This is a genomic window from Blastococcus sp. TF02A-30 (genome assembly GCF_003319185.1).
Lineage (GTDB): Bacteria > Actinomycetota > Actinomycetes > Mycobacteriales > Geodermatophilaceae > Blastococcus.
Map to the genome: position 1 here is coordinate 294,907 of NZ_QOHJ01000002.1, position 13,900 is coordinate 308,806.

The 13,900-nt window shown below is 74.4% G+C and carries 17 protein-coding genes; 5 read left to right on the plus strand and 12 right to left on the minus strand.

What is annotated here, in order from left to right:
• The first annotated feature begins 3 nt into the window (after positions 1–3).
• The 3 genes from DQ241_RS05715 (at position 4) to DQ241_RS05725 (ending at position 2,098) form a co-directional block, all read left to right on the plus strand.
• Positions 4–486 (plus strand): DUF2243 domain-containing protein, encoded by a 483-nt coding sequence (locus DQ241_RS05715; RefSeq protein ID WP_113829201.1) that lies wholly within the window; start codon positions 4–6, stop codon positions 484–486.
• Positions 487–491: 5 nt separating this feature from the next.
• Positions 492–1,331: a cytochrome c oxidase assembly protein gene (locus DQ241_RS05720; protein WP_147252338.1), complete on the plus strand. Its 840-nt coding sequence runs from the start codon at positions 492–494 to the stop codon at positions 1,329–1,331.
• Positions 1,332–1,756: 425 nt separating this feature from the next.
• On the plus strand, positions 1,757–2,098 hold the full coding sequence (locus DQ241_RS05725; RefSeq protein ID WP_199584110.1) for a DUF302 domain-containing protein: 342 nt from the start codon (positions 1,757–1,759) through the stop codon (positions 2,096–2,098).
• Positions 2,099–2,313: 215 nt separating this feature from the next.
• Here the strand turns inward: DQ241_RS05725 and DQ241_RS05730 are convergent, their stop codons facing one another.
• The 5 genes from DQ241_RS05730 to DQ241_RS05750 form a co-directional block, all read right to left on the minus strand.
• On the minus strand, positions 2,314–2,580 hold the full coding sequence (locus DQ241_RS05730) for a metal-sensitive transcriptional regulator (RefSeq protein ID WP_113829204.1): 267 nt from the start codon (positions 2,578–2,580) through the stop codon (positions 2,314–2,316).
• Positions 2,581–2,687: 107 nt separating this feature from the next.
• Complete coding sequence (locus tag DQ241_RS05735; RefSeq protein ID WP_113829205.1) at positions 2,688–3,566, minus strand: sulfite exporter TauE/SafE family protein; 879 nt, start codon at positions 3,564–3,566, stop codon at positions 2,688–2,690.
• Positions 3,567–3,570: 4 nt separating this feature from the next.
• Positions 3,571–4,152, minus strand: coding sequence for a rhodanese-like domain-containing protein (locus DQ241_RS05740; protein WP_113829206.1), 582 nt, complete (start codon positions 4,150–4,152; stop codon positions 3,571–3,573).
• Positions 4,149–5,537, minus strand: coding sequence for a rhodanese-like domain-containing protein (locus DQ241_RS05745; RefSeq protein ID WP_113829207.1), 1,389 nt, complete (start codon positions 5,535–5,537; stop codon positions 4,149–4,151). The genes DQ241_RS05740 and DQ241_RS05745 overlap by 4 nt, the downstream gene beginning before the upstream one ends.
• Positions 5,538–5,574: 37 nt before the next feature.
• Positions 5,575–5,889: a rhodanese-like domain-containing protein gene (locus tag DQ241_RS05750; RefSeq protein WP_199584112.1), complete on the minus strand. Its 315-nt coding sequence runs from the start codon at positions 5,887–5,889 to the stop codon at positions 5,575–5,577.
• Between the two features lie 348 nt (positions 5,890–6,237).
• Here DQ241_RS05750 and DQ241_RS05755 point away from each other — a divergent pair, with 348 nt between their 5' ends.
• Positions 6,238–6,570: a DUF3099 domain-containing protein gene (locus DQ241_RS05755; RefSeq protein ID WP_113829209.1), complete on the plus strand. Its 333-nt coding sequence runs from the start codon at positions 6,238–6,240 to the stop codon at positions 6,568–6,570.
• A 2-nt stretch (positions 6,571–6,572) separates the two neighbouring features.
• On the opposite strand, the gene DQ241_RS05760 is transcribed toward DQ241_RS05755, so the two are convergent.
• The 6 genes from DQ241_RS05760 to DQ241_RS05785 all read right to left on the minus strand — a co-directional run bounded on the left by DQ241_RS05760 (position 6,573) and on the right by DQ241_RS05785 (position 12,482).
• The gene (locus tag DQ241_RS05760) at positions 6,573–7,400 is read right to left on the minus strand and encodes an ABC transporter ATP-binding protein (protein ID WP_113829210.1); all 828 of its coding nucleotides are present in this window, start codon (positions 7,398–7,400) and stop codon (positions 6,573–6,575) included.
• Complete coding sequence (locus DQ241_RS05765) at positions 7,397–8,449, minus strand: iron chelate uptake ABC transporter family permease subunit (RefSeq protein ID WP_113829211.1); 1,053 nt, start codon at positions 8,447–8,449, stop codon at positions 7,397–7,399. Before DQ241_RS05765 ends, DQ241_RS05760 begins: the two co-directional genes overlap by 4 nt.
• Positions 8,446–9,507, minus strand: coding sequence for an iron ABC transporter permease (locus DQ241_RS05770; RefSeq protein ID WP_113829212.1), 1,062 nt, complete (start codon positions 9,505–9,507; stop codon positions 8,446–8,448). Before DQ241_RS05770 ends, DQ241_RS05765 begins: the two co-directional genes overlap by 4 nt.
• Before the next feature lie 10 nt (positions 9,508–9,517).
• Positions 9,518–10,546, minus strand: a complete 1,029-nt coding sequence (locus DQ241_RS05775) for an iron-siderophore ABC transporter substrate-binding protein (protein ID WP_113829213.1) — start codon at positions 10,544–10,546, stop codon at positions 9,518–9,520.
• Between the two features lie 134 nt (positions 10,547–10,680).
• Entirely contained in the window at positions 10,681–11,556 is an 876-nt protein-coding gene (locus DQ241_RS05780; protein ID WP_233492229.1) for a carbohydrate kinase family protein, read from the minus strand.
• A 5-nt stretch (positions 11,557–11,561) separates the two neighbouring features.
• Positions 11,562–12,482, minus strand: coding sequence for a pseudouridine-5'-phosphate glycosidase (locus DQ241_RS05785; protein WP_199584114.1), 921 nt, complete (start codon positions 12,480–12,482; stop codon positions 11,562–11,564).
• 51 nt (positions 12,483–12,533) lie between these two features.
• Here DQ241_RS05785 and DQ241_RS05790 point away from each other — a divergent pair, with 51 nt between their 5' ends.
• On the plus strand, positions 12,534–12,764 hold the full coding sequence (locus DQ241_RS05790; protein ID WP_199584116.1) for a DUF3039 domain-containing protein: 231 nt from the start codon (positions 12,534–12,536) through the stop codon (positions 12,762–12,764).
• Positions 12,765–12,769: 5 nt separating this feature from the next.
• Here DQ241_RS05790 and DQ241_RS05795 read toward each other — a convergent pair whose 3' ends face one another.
• Positions 12,770–13,876: a YihY/virulence factor BrkB family protein gene (locus DQ241_RS05795; protein WP_113829217.1), complete on the minus strand. Its 1,107-nt coding sequence runs from the start codon at positions 13,874–13,876 to the stop codon at positions 12,770–12,772.
• Positions 13,877–13,900 lie beyond the last annotated feature (24 nt).

A 13,900-nucleotide genomic window follows, 5' to 3' on the forward strand; every position in this document is an offset into this window, starting at 1 on the left:
GGTATGACAGGCACGGCGACCCAGCCGGTCGCGGCTGACCGCCGCCGATCGGTTCTGGCCGGCACCATGCTCGGCGTCGCGATCATGGCCGCGGTCGACGAGATCGTGTTCCACCAACTGCTGAGCTGGCACCACTTCTACGACCGGTCGACCCCCGACATCAGCCTGCTGTCGGACGGGTTGCTGCAGACGGCCTACCTGGCGCTGCTGGTCGCAGGGTTCTTCTGGTCGGCCGACCTGCACCGGCGCGGCACCCTGGCGCCGCGTTCGGCACGGGGCGGCTTCGTCCTGGGCCTGGGGGCCTTCCAGTTGTTCGACGGGATCGTCGACCACAAGCTGCTGGACCTGCACGAGGTCCGCTACGGCGTCGACGTGCTGCCCTACGACCTGGCCTGGAACGGCGCTGCGCTGGTGTTCCTGCTGGTGGGCGGGTTACTCCTCCGGCGGTCCCGGGACGAGGGGCGGACCCGGGCCGTCCGGCGGTGATCGCGATGGCGGGAGCCGCCGTGCCGGCGCACGGCGGCTCGCACGGGACGGGCTCCGCGGCGGCGGCGTGGCTGCTGCCGGTCCTGGTCGCCGTCGTGCTGGGCGCCTGGTACCTGACCGCCGTCTTCCGCCTGCGCGGGAGCGGCCGCACCTGGAGCGGCGGGCGGACGGCGAGCTTCCTGCTGGGAGCCGTCCTGGTCGGCGCCGCGCTGTCCCCGCCTGTCGACGCCGGCACGGTGGGAGGGCACATGGCGCAGCACCTGCTGCTGGGGATGTTCGCGCCCATCGCCCTGGTCCTGGGTGCCCCGGTGACCCTGCTGCTCGCCGACCTGCCCGTGGCCGCACGCCGCCCGGTGGCCGTGCTGCTGCGGTCCCGGGTGCTGCACGCGCTGTCCCACGTGACCACGGCCGCGGTGCTCAGCGTCGGCGGGCTGTACCTGCTCTACCTGACGCCGCTGTACGCCCTCAGCGTCCGGTCGGACGTCGTGCACCACGTGCTGCAGCTGCACTTCCTGCTGACCGGGTGCCTGTTCGCCTGGGCGGTGGCCGGCCCCGATCCCGCGCCGCGCCGCCCCGGGATGGCGGTCCGCCTGGCTGTCGTCGTCGTCGCCGGCGGCTTCCACGCCTTCCTGGCCAAGCTGCTGTTCTCCCGTGCTCCGGTGCTACCGGTGGGCGGCGGGCACGACGCCGCGGAGGTCGAGGCCGCCGCGCAGTTGATGTACTACGGCGGCCACGTCGCGGACCTGCTGCTGCTCGTCGCGTTGTTCGCCGCCTGGTACCGCCGCACTGGGCGCGCGCTCGCGCGAGGACCAGCCGCGGCGCCCCGCAACGCTCCCGCCGTGTGAGCTCCCGGCGCGCGCGTCAGCGTCAGAAGGGGACGGCTGCCCGGTGCGCGTCAGCGACGGCGGAGGCCAGGCGCCGCCACCGCGATCGGCGGGTCCGGGCAGAGCTGGTCGCGACCGGTGTGGCGGCCGGGGTGACGGCCTCGACTGCTCGGCCGAGCGGCAACGGTGTGGGAACGGGCGCGGCGATCTCGGTCAACGGAGGTCCTTCGGCTGGCGTGCGGGCGGACACGGGACCACTGAGCGTTCGCTCAGCGGGAGGGCGTGCCGCCCGTACAGAGCCGGTCGTCGACCAGGAGTGGGGTCACCGCGAGGAGGCACACGCAGAACGCGGGCCGGCTCGGTGTGAATCCCCAGTACACAGATCGAGAATAGGCAGAGAGCGACGACGAGAGCAACGGCGCTGCCCAGTGGCCACCGCGGAGGCGGTGGCACGCACCAGGGAGGCCCTGGCTGAGCAAGGCTTCGGCATCCTCACCGAGATCGACGTCCAGGCCACCCTGCGGCAGAAGCGGGGAGTGGAGATGGAGCCGTACCTGATCCTGGGTGCCTGCGCCCCCGACCTGGCGCAGCAGGCGCTGGAGGCAGACCGCGGCGTCGGCGTGCTCCTGCCGTGCAACGTCGTGGTCAGCCAGGCCGGGAGCGGCTCCACGGTGCAGGTCCTCGACCCGCAGACCATGGTGTCGATGACCGGGCGGCCGGAGCTGCAACCCATGGCGGACGAGGCCGGTCGCCGTCTGGATGCGGCGCTGGCGGCGCTCGGGAGCTGAGCCCGCCGCAGACGGTTCGCCCCCTGCGGCGTCGAACGCCGGCTCGGTGCCGCACCGAGCCGGCCGTTCCGTCCTCCTGGTCGACCACTCCTACGACGCCGCGGACCCCGCCGGGCTCGAGCACGAGCGGCCGACCCAGGGTGCCGGGGCCGCCGGCCGCTGAGGCGACTGCGGCCCGCACCGGAACTCCGGTGCGGGCCGCGTGGTCGTGGCGCTCAGGCGAGGGAGAGGAACAGCTTCTCGAGCCGTGCGCGGTCCAGGGCGTCGCCGTCCTCGCCGGCGGTGATGCACTGCTCGAGGCCGGTCGCGATGATGGCGAAGCCGGCCTTGTCCAGGGCCCGGGACACGGCGGCCAACTGCGTGACGACGTCCTCGCAGTCGCGGCCGGCCTCGAGCATGCGGATCACTCCCGCGAGCTGGCCCTCAGCGCGCCGGAGCCGCTTGATGACATCTCCGACGACCTGGGTGTTCTCGAGCTGCATGGTCCTCATCCTCTCTCGTCCGCCCGGGCGATACCCCGGCGGGTACTGCCTCCTGGAGCTCCGCGCGGTGGGTGGGCATTCCCGGACGCACGCGCGGCCGTCCGGGGTCAGGCCCCGGCGGGGCGAGCGCCGACGATCCCGGCGTGGCGGAGCGGGCAGCGAGGCACGAACGCCGTGCAGGTCCCCATCGCTCCTGCCACACCGAGCACGGCGATCAGTGCCGGCAGCCGCGCGCCGTCGGGCGCCTCCTGGACGAGCACGAAGGCGCCCATGCCCAGGACGAACCACCCGAACGCCCGGCGCAGCGCGTCGGCCGGGATGCGGTCGACCGATCGGGCCCCGAGCAGGCTCCCGACGACGGCGGCGACGGTGACCGCACCCACGAGGGTCCAGTCCATCGACACGGTGGCCAGGTAGCCGCTCAGGCCGGCGAAGGACTTCATCGCGATGACCAGCAGGGAGGTGCCGACGGCCACGCCCATCGGCAGCCCGCCGAGCAGCGCCAGCGCGGGGACGACGAGGAAGCCGCCGCCGGCGCCGACCAGCCCGGTGACCAGGCCGACGACGGCGCCGTCCAGCAGGACCCGGCCCACGGGCAGCTCGGTGTGCGCCGTCGCGGGATCGACGTCCCTGCGGCCACGGAGCATGGCCACCGCTGTGGCGACCATCATCGCGGCGAACGCGATCATCAGCAGCTGCCCGGGGAGGTGCCCGCCGATGAACCCGCCGGCCAGGGCGCCGGCCATGCCGGCCGCCCCGAAGATCAGCCCGGTGCGCCAGCGGACCCGCCCGGCTCGGGCATGGCCGACCACGCTCACCGCGGCGGTGACGCCGACGACGACCAGCGAGGCGGCGATCGCCTCCTTGGCGTCCATGCCGGCCACGTAGACCAGCAGCGGGACCATGAGGATCGACCCGCCGCCACCGAGGAGACCCAGGGTCACCCCGACGACGACGGCCAGCGCGACGGTGAGCGTGATCAGCATCGGGTCACCGCTGCGCGGTCAGCTGGTCCAGGGCGGAGCCGGTCGGGCGGGCGCCGCGCTTGTTCCACGGCATCCGGGCCAGGGCCATGCCCATCGCGCAGGTGTTGGAGACGGCGGCGAAGACCAGGCCGCCGCCGACGAAGCCGGACAGCCACTTCGCCTGGGGGGCGACCGTGCTGCCCAGGATCCCGGCGACGACGAGGGACCCGGCGGCCAGGCGGACCTGGCGCTCGAGCTCCCAGCTCTGCCGGCCGCGGTTCACCGCGCCGCCGGTCCTCTCCCAGCCCACGATGCCGCCGGAGAGGACGACGGGGGAGGTGAGGCCGGCGGCGTGCAGGGCCTCCTGCGCCTGCCCCGCACGGGCGCCGGAGCGGCAGACGAGGACGACGTCGTGGTGGTCGTCCAGGACCGCGCACAGCTGGTCGAGCGAGCCCTTGAGCTCGTCGAGGGGGACGTTGACCGCGCCGGGGATGTGGCCGGCCTCGAACTCCGCCGGAGTGCGGACGTCGATCAGCGTGGGGTCCGCGTCGGAGCCGTTGCCGAGGCGCTCGGCGAGGGTGGGGGCGTCAACTGTGGGGGTGGTCATGCGGGGATCTCCTGCGGGGTCGCGTCGGTGGCGAGGTGGAGGCCGGCGGCGCCGGCGTTGTCGAAGGAGTCGTCGATGGCGACGACGTCGATGCCGTGGGCGTCGAGCAGGGCGGCGACGACGCCGGCGCGGTAGCCGCCGGCGCAGTGCACCCACACCGGCCCGGCCGGGACCTCGTGGAGGCGCTCGAGCACCTCGTGGATCGGGATGTGCAGCGACCCGGCGATGTGCCGCTCGGCGCGCTCCTGGTTGCGTCGCACGTCGAGCACGACGGGGCTGCGGCCGGCCGTGAACTGGGCGGCGAGGTCGGCGAAGGTGGCGGTGCGGTAGCTGCGCAGCGGCTCGCCACCGGCCCAGTCCTCGACCGCTCCGGTGGCCATGGCGGCCGGCCGGTCGATGCCGACCCGGACCAGCTCGCGCTGGGCCTCGGCGACGTCGTCCGCGGTCTCGCCGAGCAGCGTCACCGGGGTGCCCCAGGGCAGCAGCCAGGCGAGGTAGGTGACGAACTGGCCGTCCAGGCCGAAGTTGACCGTGCCGCTGACGTGGCCGGCGGCGAAGGCCGTCCGGTTGCGCAGGTCGACGACCCACTCGCCGGCCTGGATCCGCCGGCGCAGCTCCGCGGGGTCGGCCTGCTCGGGCAGGGACAGGTCGATCTCCCCAGGTCCGGCGGCGTTGGCCGGGCCCATGTGCGCGTAGTAGGCCGGGTAGGCGTCCAGCCCGGCGAGGAGTTCCTCGACGTAGGTCTCCAGGTCGCGCGTGAGGGCCGGGTTGGCCAGCTTCTCCTGGCCGATGGTGCTCGCGGTGCCGCCGGACTGGGTGGCAGAGCAGAAACTGCCGAAGCCGTGCGTCGGGTACACCGCCGTCGGGTCGGGCAGCTCCTGCGCCAGCCGCCGCGCGGAGTGCCACTGCGCGTGCGCGAGCACCTCGGTGGAGTCGGGGCCGAGCAGGTCCGGCCGGCCGGTGGACCCGTAGAGCAGCGATCCGCCGGTGAAGACCGCCACCGGCTCGTGCCCGTCGGAGAGCACGTAGGACAGGTGCGTGTGGGTGTGCCCCGGGGTGAGCAGCACCCGCACGCGCATCCGGTCGCCGACCTCGACGACGTCGCCGTCGCGGACCCCGACGCGGTCGAAGGAGACCGGGTCGTCGGCGTTGAGCAGGTACTGCGCACCGGTCTCCCGGGCGAGCTCGTAGCCGCCGGTGACGTAGTCGTTGTGGATGTGCGACTCGAAGACGTGGGTGATCCGCACGCCGGCGGTGCGCGCCAGCCCGAGCACGCGGTCGTAGTCGCGCTGGGGGTCGACGACGAGGGCGACCTCGCCGTCGTGCGCGAGGTAGGTGCGGTCGCCCAGGCCCGGGGTGTCCAGGGGGAGGACGGTGATCGTCATCGCGGTTTCCTCTCGAGTCGTGAGGGCGTGCCGGAGGTCAGGCGGCGGTGGCGATCGGGCGGCCGGACCCGATCCAGGCGCCGGTGCCGCCGGCGACGCTTCTGGCGTCGATGCCGACCGCGCGCATCAGCGCGGTGGCCTGGGCGCTGCGTCCGCCCGACTGGCAGATCACGTAGACCGGCTGGTCCTTCGGCAGCTCGGGCAGGCGGGCCGGCAGCACGCTCAGCGGCAGGTTCTGCGCGCCGGGGACGTGGCCGGGGCGGTACTCGCGCGCCTCGCGCACGTCGACGACGAGCGCATCGCCCTCGGCGAGCCGGGCGGCGAAGGCGTTCTGGTCGATCTCGGGGATCACGTCAGCTCCTGGAGGTCTGTGGTCATATACCCAGGGGGGTATGTGCTGTCGCAACGGTAGCACTCTGCTGTGCATTCCCCCGGGGGTATCGCGGCACAGTGGCCGACGCGACCCGCGCCAACGTCGACGTGCGGGTGCGGCGACGGCGAGCCGGGGGCCTCCCCGCCGGCAGCCCGAGGTGCGGGCCTGCGAGCAGGAGCAGGCCGCCGAGGCGGCGACGAACAGGGCCGGCCGCTGACGCCGGGGGTGCCTGCACCGCCGCCGTCGCGGTGGCACCATGGGGCGCGGATCCGGGGCAGCGCCGGGGCACTCGCCCCGGCGAGCCGGTCAGCGGAGGGATGGACGCCCGTGGCCACCAGCCAGCAGTTCCCGCGGCCGCGCCGGGCGGAGCCGGTGCTGATCACCGAGGCCGAGGTGAGCCAGGCCGAGCAGCACGCCGCCCGCAAGAAGCGGTACGCCATCACCATGGGCATCCGCGTGGTGGCCCTCGTCCTGGCGGCGGTCTTCTACCAGACCGTGTGGCTGATGATCGTCCTGGCGTTCCTCGGCACCGTGCTGCCCTGGATCGCGGTGATCATGGCCAACGACCGGCCGCCGAAGAAGAAGCAGCACGTCAACCGCTACCAGGCCCGGCCCGACCGGGTCCTGGAGAACCGGCCCGTCCGCGTCATCGAGGGCTGAGGTCAGCCCTCCACCGCGGTGGCGGCCGGCGCAGCGGTGTGGTGCCGGCCCAGCGGCAGCATCAGCGGCTTGCCCGACGTCGGGTCGGCGATGACGCGGCTGTCCAGGCCGAACACGGCGCGGACGCAGTCCTCGGTGAGCACCTGCTCCGGCGTGCCGGTGGCGTGCACCCGCCCGGCCGACATGGCCACCAGGTGGTCGGCGTAGCGCGCCGCCAGGTTCAGGTCGTGCAGGACCATCACGATCGTCGTCCCGCGGGAGCGGTTGAGGTCGGTGAGCAGGTCCAGCACCTCGACCTGGTGGCTCACGTCGAGGAACGTGGTCGGCTCGTCCAGGAGGAGCAGGTCGGTCTGCTGCGCCAGCGCCATCGCGATCCAGACCCGCTGCCGCTGCCCGCCGGAGAGCTCGTCGACCGGCCGGTCGGCCAGCTCCGTCGTCTGCGTCGCTTGCAGGGCCGCGGCCACCGCGACGTCGTCCTCGGTGCGCCACCGCGTGAAGATGCCCTGGTGCGGGTTGCGCCCGCGCCCCACCAGGTCGGCGACGGTGATGCCCTCGGGCGCGATCGGCGACTGGGGGAGCAGGCCCAGCGTGCGGGCCAGCTGCTTGGCCGGCATCCGGTGCACCGCCGCGCCGTCGAGCAGCACCCGGCCGGCCCGCGGGGGCAGCAGCCGGGTCATCGAGCGCAGCAGCGTCGACTTGCCGCAGGCGTTGGCGCCGACGATCGCGGTGATCCGCCCCGGCGGCACGACCAGGTCGAGGTCCGCGATGACCGTGCGCTCGCCGTAGCCGAGGGTCAGGTCTTCGGCCGACAGCGAGTGGTCGGTCGTCACAGCGAACCTCCGGTGCGGTGCGAGCGGGCGATGAGGTAGATCAGGTACGGGGCGCCGAGCACGCCGGTCACCACGCCCACGGGGAAGCGGGTGTCGAAGGCGAACTGGCCGACGAGGTCCGCGACCAGCACCAGCAGCGCCCCGACGAGCGCCGCGGGCACCAGCAGCGAGCCGTTCGGTCCGATGATCCGCGCCGCGATCGGACCGGCGAGGAACGAGACGAACGCGATCGGGCCGCACGCCGCGGTGGCGAAGGCGATCAGCCCGACCGCGGCGACGATCGCGAGGAGCCGGGTGCGCTCGACCCGGACCCCCAGGGCCGACGCGGTGTCGTCGCCGAGCTGGAGGGCGGAGAGGTTGCGGGTCTGGGTCAGCAGCACGGGTCCGAGCAGCACGAGCGCCAGCAGCGCCGGCACCGTCGCACCCCACGTCGTCCCGTTGAGGCTGCCGTTCAGCCAGCGCAGCGTCTCCTGGAAGTCCCAGCTCCCCGCCTCGGACAGCGCGTACGACGTGACGCTGGAGGCCATCGCGGCCATGCCGATGCCGATGAGGATGAGCCGGGTGCCGGCCACGCCGTCCTTGAAGGCCAGCGTGTAGATGAGCAGGGCCACGCCCAGGGCGGCGCCGATGGCCAGCGTCGAGACGGCCGTGCCGCTCAGGCCGAGCAGGACGATCCCGACGGCCGCCGCGGCCCCGGCGCTGGTGCTGATGCCGATCACGTCCGGGCTGGCCAGCGGGTTGCGCAGCATCGTCTGGAAGGTGGTGCCGGCCAGGCCGAAGCACAGCCCCGCCACGACGGCCAGGACGGCGCGCGGCAACCGCAGCCGGCCGACGGTGAAGGAGGCGCCCTGCACCTGCTCGCCGGCGATGACCCGCAGCACGTCACCCGGCGGGTAGAACGTCTGCCCGACCATCAGGGTCACCGCGAACAGCACGACGACGGCGACGGCGAGCACGGCGACGACGACCCGCCGGCGGGCCCCGCGGCGCACCCGTCCGCGGACGACGACGTCGACCGCGGACGCCGGGGCCACCAGCCCGGCGCTCACAGCTCGCGCACCTTCTGCCGGCGCACGATGGCGATGAAGAACGGCGCCCCGATCAGCGCCGTGATGATCCCGACGTCCAGCTCGCTCGGCCGGGCCGCGATCCGCCCGAGCACGTCGGACGCGGTCAGGAGGCAGGCCCCGGCGAGGGCGGAGAAGGGCAGCAGCCAGCGGTGGTCCACCCCCACCAGCAGGCGGCACACGTGGGGGACCAGGAGGCCGACGAACCAGATCGGGCCGGCGATCGCGGTGGCCGCCCCCGCGAGCAGCACCGCGCCCAGCGCGGCGATCCCGCGCACCAGCGCGACCCGTTCGCCGAGGCCGGCCGCGAGCTCGTCGCCGAGGGCGAGGGAGTTGAGGCCGCGGGCGCAGAGGAAGCTGATGGCGAACCCCGCCACGAGGAACGGCACCGCCGGCGCGATGGTGTCGAAGGTGGCGCCGCCGACGCCGCCGACCTGCCAGGACTGGACGCTCTCCGCGATGTCGCCGCGCGGCAGCGCGACCGCGGTGACGAAGGACGCCAGCGCCGCCGACGTCGCCGCACCGGCCAGCGCCAGCTTGAGCGGGGTGGCCCCGCCGCGGCCGAGCGAGCCGACGGCGTAGACGAAGACCGCCGCGAGGGCGGCCCCCGCGATCGCCGCCCAGATCTTGCTGGTCGCCGAGAACAGACCGAACCAGGCGAGCCCGACGACGACGGCGAGGGAGGCGCCCATGTTGACCCCGAGGATGCCCGGGTCGGCCAGCGGGTTGCGGGTCACGCCCTGCATCACCGCGCCCGACATGCCGAGCGCCGCCCCGACCAGCAGCGCGAGCACGGTGCGCGGGACGCGCTTGCTCACCGCGGCCTGGCCGAGGTTGTCCGTCGACCCGCCGAGGCCGGCGACGATGTCGGACCAGCCGACGGCCCGCGAGCCGATCGCGACGGAGGCGATCAGCAGGGCGGCGAGCACGCCGAGCACCACCAGCAGCCAGAGGATCCGCACCGGTGCCGGACGTCGCGCCGACCCCGGGGGCTGCGCGGTGGCGGCGTCCGGGGTCGGGGCGGGGTGGACCTGGGTCACGGGGACAGTGTCACTGGGCCTTGCCGGCTGCCTCGGCGAGCATCGCGACGTAGTCCTCGAGCACCCACGAGATGGCCAGCGGGGTCGGGTTGGCGGCGGTGCCCAGCGGGGTGTCGGGCAGCAGCACGATCGCCCCATTCTGCACGGCCGGGATCTGCGAGAGCAGCGGGTCGGCGTTCAGCGCGTCGACCAGGGACTGGTCGCCGTAGGTGACGATGAGGTCGACGTCGTCGAACGCGTCCACCTGCTCGGCGCTCACCGTGCCGGAGAAGGCCTCCGGGTCGGCCGAGGCCTCCTGCACGCTGGCCGGCGTCGTGAGGCCCATGTCCTCGAAGAACGCGGCGCGGGTGTCGAACGGCGTGTAGAAGCTGACCTCGCTCAGGTCCGTGGTGTCGACGTGGGTCATGAACATCGCCGACCTGCCCTCGAGCTCGGGGTGCTCGGCGACGGTGTCGGCGATCTCCTGCTCCAGGCTCGCGACCAGCTCCTCGCCCTCCTCGGCCATGCCCATGCCGGCGGCGTTGAGCTCGATGACGTCGCGCCACGAGGTGGCCCACGGCGCCTCGGGGAACGCCACGACCGGCGCGATCTCGCTGAGCGTGTCGTAGTCCTCCTGGGTCAGCCCGGAGTACGCGGCGAGGATGACGTCGGGGTCGGTGTCGGCCACGCCCTCGAAGTCGATGCCGTCGGTCTCGTCGAACAGGACCGGGGTCTCGGCGCCCAGCTCCTCGAGCTTCTCCTCGACCCAGGGCAGGGTGCCGTTGCCGTCGTCGTCACCGAAGTTGGCCGCGGCCATGCCGACCGGCACGACGCCGAGCGCCAGGGGCACCTCGTGGTTGGCCCAGTTCACCGTGGCGATGCGCTCGGGCTTCGACTCGATGGTCGTGGTGCCGAAGGCGTGCTCGATGGTGATCGGCGAGAAGTCCTCCGCGGCCCCGGCCTCGTCGGGGGACGAGTCGGAGTCCGAGGAGCAGGCGGCGAGCCCGCCGACGAGGAGGGCGGCGGCGGAGAGCGCGGCCAGCCGTGATGCGCGACGCATGGTGTCCTTCCGGGTCGCGGAGCGGCGCCGTCGTGACACCGGGCTCCGTAGGTGAGGCTTGCCTAACCTAGGGCCGGTGATCATCGCTGTCGATCACGAACAGGTCACGACCGGCCGGATGTGCCGCCGATCACTCAGCGGGCGCCGGGCCGGGCCACGACCCGCGCGGCCAGCGCCAGCCCGGCGTCCAGCACGTCGGCCGGTGCGGCCCCCGGATCGGCCAGCCAGGCAGCCAGCAGACCGGCCGCGAACGCGTCACCGGCGCCCGTGGTGTCCACGACCGCCGCCGGGTGCGCCGTCCGGTGCACCACCGTCGTGCCCTCGACCCACAGCGCCCCGTCGGCACCCAGGCTCACCGCGACCAGCCGGTAGCGGGCGGCCAGCGCCAGTCCGGCCCGCTCGGCGTCGGCGCAGCCGGTCAGCAGCCGGGCCTCGTCCTCGTTGGGCAGCAGCAGGGTCGAACCGGTCGTGTCCTCGAGGAAGCGGTCCACCCCGTAGCCGGCCAGCGGCCCGGTCGAGGCGGGGTCCACCGAGACGGTGCACCCGGCGGCCACGGCCGCGCGCAGCGCCGCGAGCCCGGCGGCCCGCGGCCCGTCGTCCAGCAGCGTGTAGCCGGACAGGTGCAGGTGATCACCCGGCCCCGGCGCCGGGACGTCGTCGGGCCGCAGCCGCAGGTTCGCGCCGCGGTCGGCCAGCATGCTGCGCTGACCGTCGGGCTCCACCAGGCTCACGATCGTGCCGGTCGGCGTCCCGGCCACGGTGCGCAGCGCCAGCTGCACGCCCGCGCCGCCCAGCTCGGCGCTCAGCCCGGCGCCGGCGGCGTCGTCGCCGATGCAGCCGGCCAGGCGCACCGGCACGCCGAGCCCGGCCAGGTGCGCGGCGACGTTGGCCCCGGCGCCGCCGCCCCGCGTCGTGATCGCGGCCGGCCGGTCGGAGCCCGGGGCGGGCTCGCCGCGCAGCACCGCCACGACGTCGGTGCAGACGTCACCGACGACGACGACCGGGCGCACCGGCGTCAGCGCAGCGCCGCGTGCGCCGCGGCGATCCGGCCGGCCAGCTCCGCGTTGCGCAGCACCAGCCGCACGTTCACCGCGAGCGTCGCTCCCTCGCTGGCGCGGTGCAGGTGGTCGAGGACGAACGGGGTCACGGCCTTGCCGCGGACGCCGGCGGCCTCCGCGGCGGCCAGCGCGTCAGCGATGACCCGGTCGTGCAGCACCGGGTCGAGCTGCTCGTCGGCGGGCAGCGGGTTGGCGACGACCACCGCTCCCGGCGCGGTGCGGGTGCGCGCGGCCAGCACCGCGGCGGCCTGCTCGGGGGAGTCGACCGCCCAGTCCAGCGTGGCGCCGGAGTCGGCCACGTAGAAGCCGGGGAAGGTGGTCGTCCCGAAGCCGACGACGGTGACCGACAGCGACTCCAGCCGCTCCAGCGTGGCGGGGACGTCGAGGATCGACTTGACGCCGGCGCAGACGACGGCCAGCGACGTGCGCGAGAGCGCGGTCAGGTCGGCGGACTCGTCGAAGGTGTCGTTCGCGTGGCGGTGCACGCCACCGAGCCCGCCGGTGGCGAACACCGCGATGCCGGCCGCCTCGGCGAGCAGGGCGGTGCTGGAGACCGTCGTCGCCCCGCTGAGGCCCAGGGCGGCGGCCACGGGCAGGTCGCGCACGCCGAGCTTGGCCAGCCCCTCGTCGGCGCAGACGCGGTCGACCTCCGCGGCGGTCAGCCCCACGTGCGGGACGCCGTCCAGCACGGCGATGGTCGCGGGCACGGCTCCGCCGGCGCGCACCGCGGCCTCGACGTCGTCGGCGGCGGTCCGGTTGTCCGGCCGGGGGAGACCGTGGGCGAGCAGGGTGCTCTCCAGGGCGACGACGGGACGGCCGGCGTTCAGCGCGTCGGCGACCTCGGGCGAGAGCACGGGGGCGAGGGGAGAGGGTTGCACCCTGTCATCATGGATGGCGGTGCAGGACGGCCGACGACAGGGAGCGAACCCGTGAGCAGCAGCGACATCCTCGAGCGGCCGGACGTCCGCGAGGGCGACACCGGCAACGCCAACGAGGTCTTCCACTACGTCAAGAAGAACAAGATCGCGGAGAGCGCGGTCATGGGGACCCTGGTCGAGGCGCTCTGCGGCGAGGTCTTCCCGGTCACGAAGAGCCCCAAGCCCGGCAGCCCGGTGTGCCCGGCCTGCAAGGAGGTCTACGAGCAGCTCCGCAAGGAGTAGGCAGGTCAGGCGCGGCCGAGGCGGCGGGCCTCCTCGGCCAGCTTGGCCGCCCGCCGGCGCCGCCGTCGCCGGTCGTGCCGCCGCAGCGGGGCCGGCCAGCGGGCCTGGATGGTGGCGTTGAGCTCGGCGCCCAGCAGCACCGCCATGCCGAAGAAGAACAGGAACAGCAGGACGCCGATCGGGGCCGCGAGTGCGCCGTAGGGCAGCGCCGCGGTCAGGATGTCGGCCACGTACGCGCGCAGCACCAGGGCGGCGACGAGGAAGAAGCCGACCGCGAGCATCGTGCCCGGCAGGTGCCGCCGCCACGGCAGCCGATCGGCCAGGACCACGTGGTAGAAGCTGGTCAGCGCCAGGACCAGGCCGGCCAGCACCACGGGCCAGTAGATGCCGTTGATCAGCACGGTCGCCACCGGCTGCCAGGTGCGCGGGAAGAGCGCGACCAGCACCTCGCGGCCGAGGACCAGCAGCGGCAGCGTGACGACGGCGACGAGCATGCCGATCACGAACAACCAGAGCGCCTTGAGCCGGGTGCGGATCGGCCCGCGGATGTCGCGCTGGTCGTAGGCGATGACGATCGTGTTCATGAAGGTGGCCGTCGCCGACGAGCCGGCCCACAGCGACAGCAGGAACCCGAGGCTGACGATGTCCAGCCGGCCCGAGCCCAGGATGTCGTTCAGCGTGGGCGCGACCACCTCGTCGACGACGTCGGAGGTCAGCACCTCGGCCGAGACGCTGAGCAGCTTGTCCTCGATCTGCCGGACCGCGTCGTCGCCGATCAGCGATCCCAGGTAGCCCAGCGAGCCCAGCAGCCCGATCAGCAGCGGGGGCACGGAGAGGATCTGCCAGAAGGCGGCCTCCCCGGAGAGGCCGAGGATCCGGTCCTTCCACGCCTTGGCGAGCGTGTGGCCCAGCACCTCCAGCGGCACGCGGATCACGGCCGGCCACGACGCCAGCCGGCCGGGCCGCCGCTCGTCCCGGCCGGGGTCGGGGTCGAGCGCGTCGGGCGCCGGGTGCACCGGCACGCCGTCGGGCGTGCCCCCCTCGATCGGCGGGGGGACCGGTGGTGCGTCCCCGGCCGGCGCCGGGGAGCCCCCGGGCAGCACGGCGCTCACCCGCCCAGTGTGCACGTCCGCGCG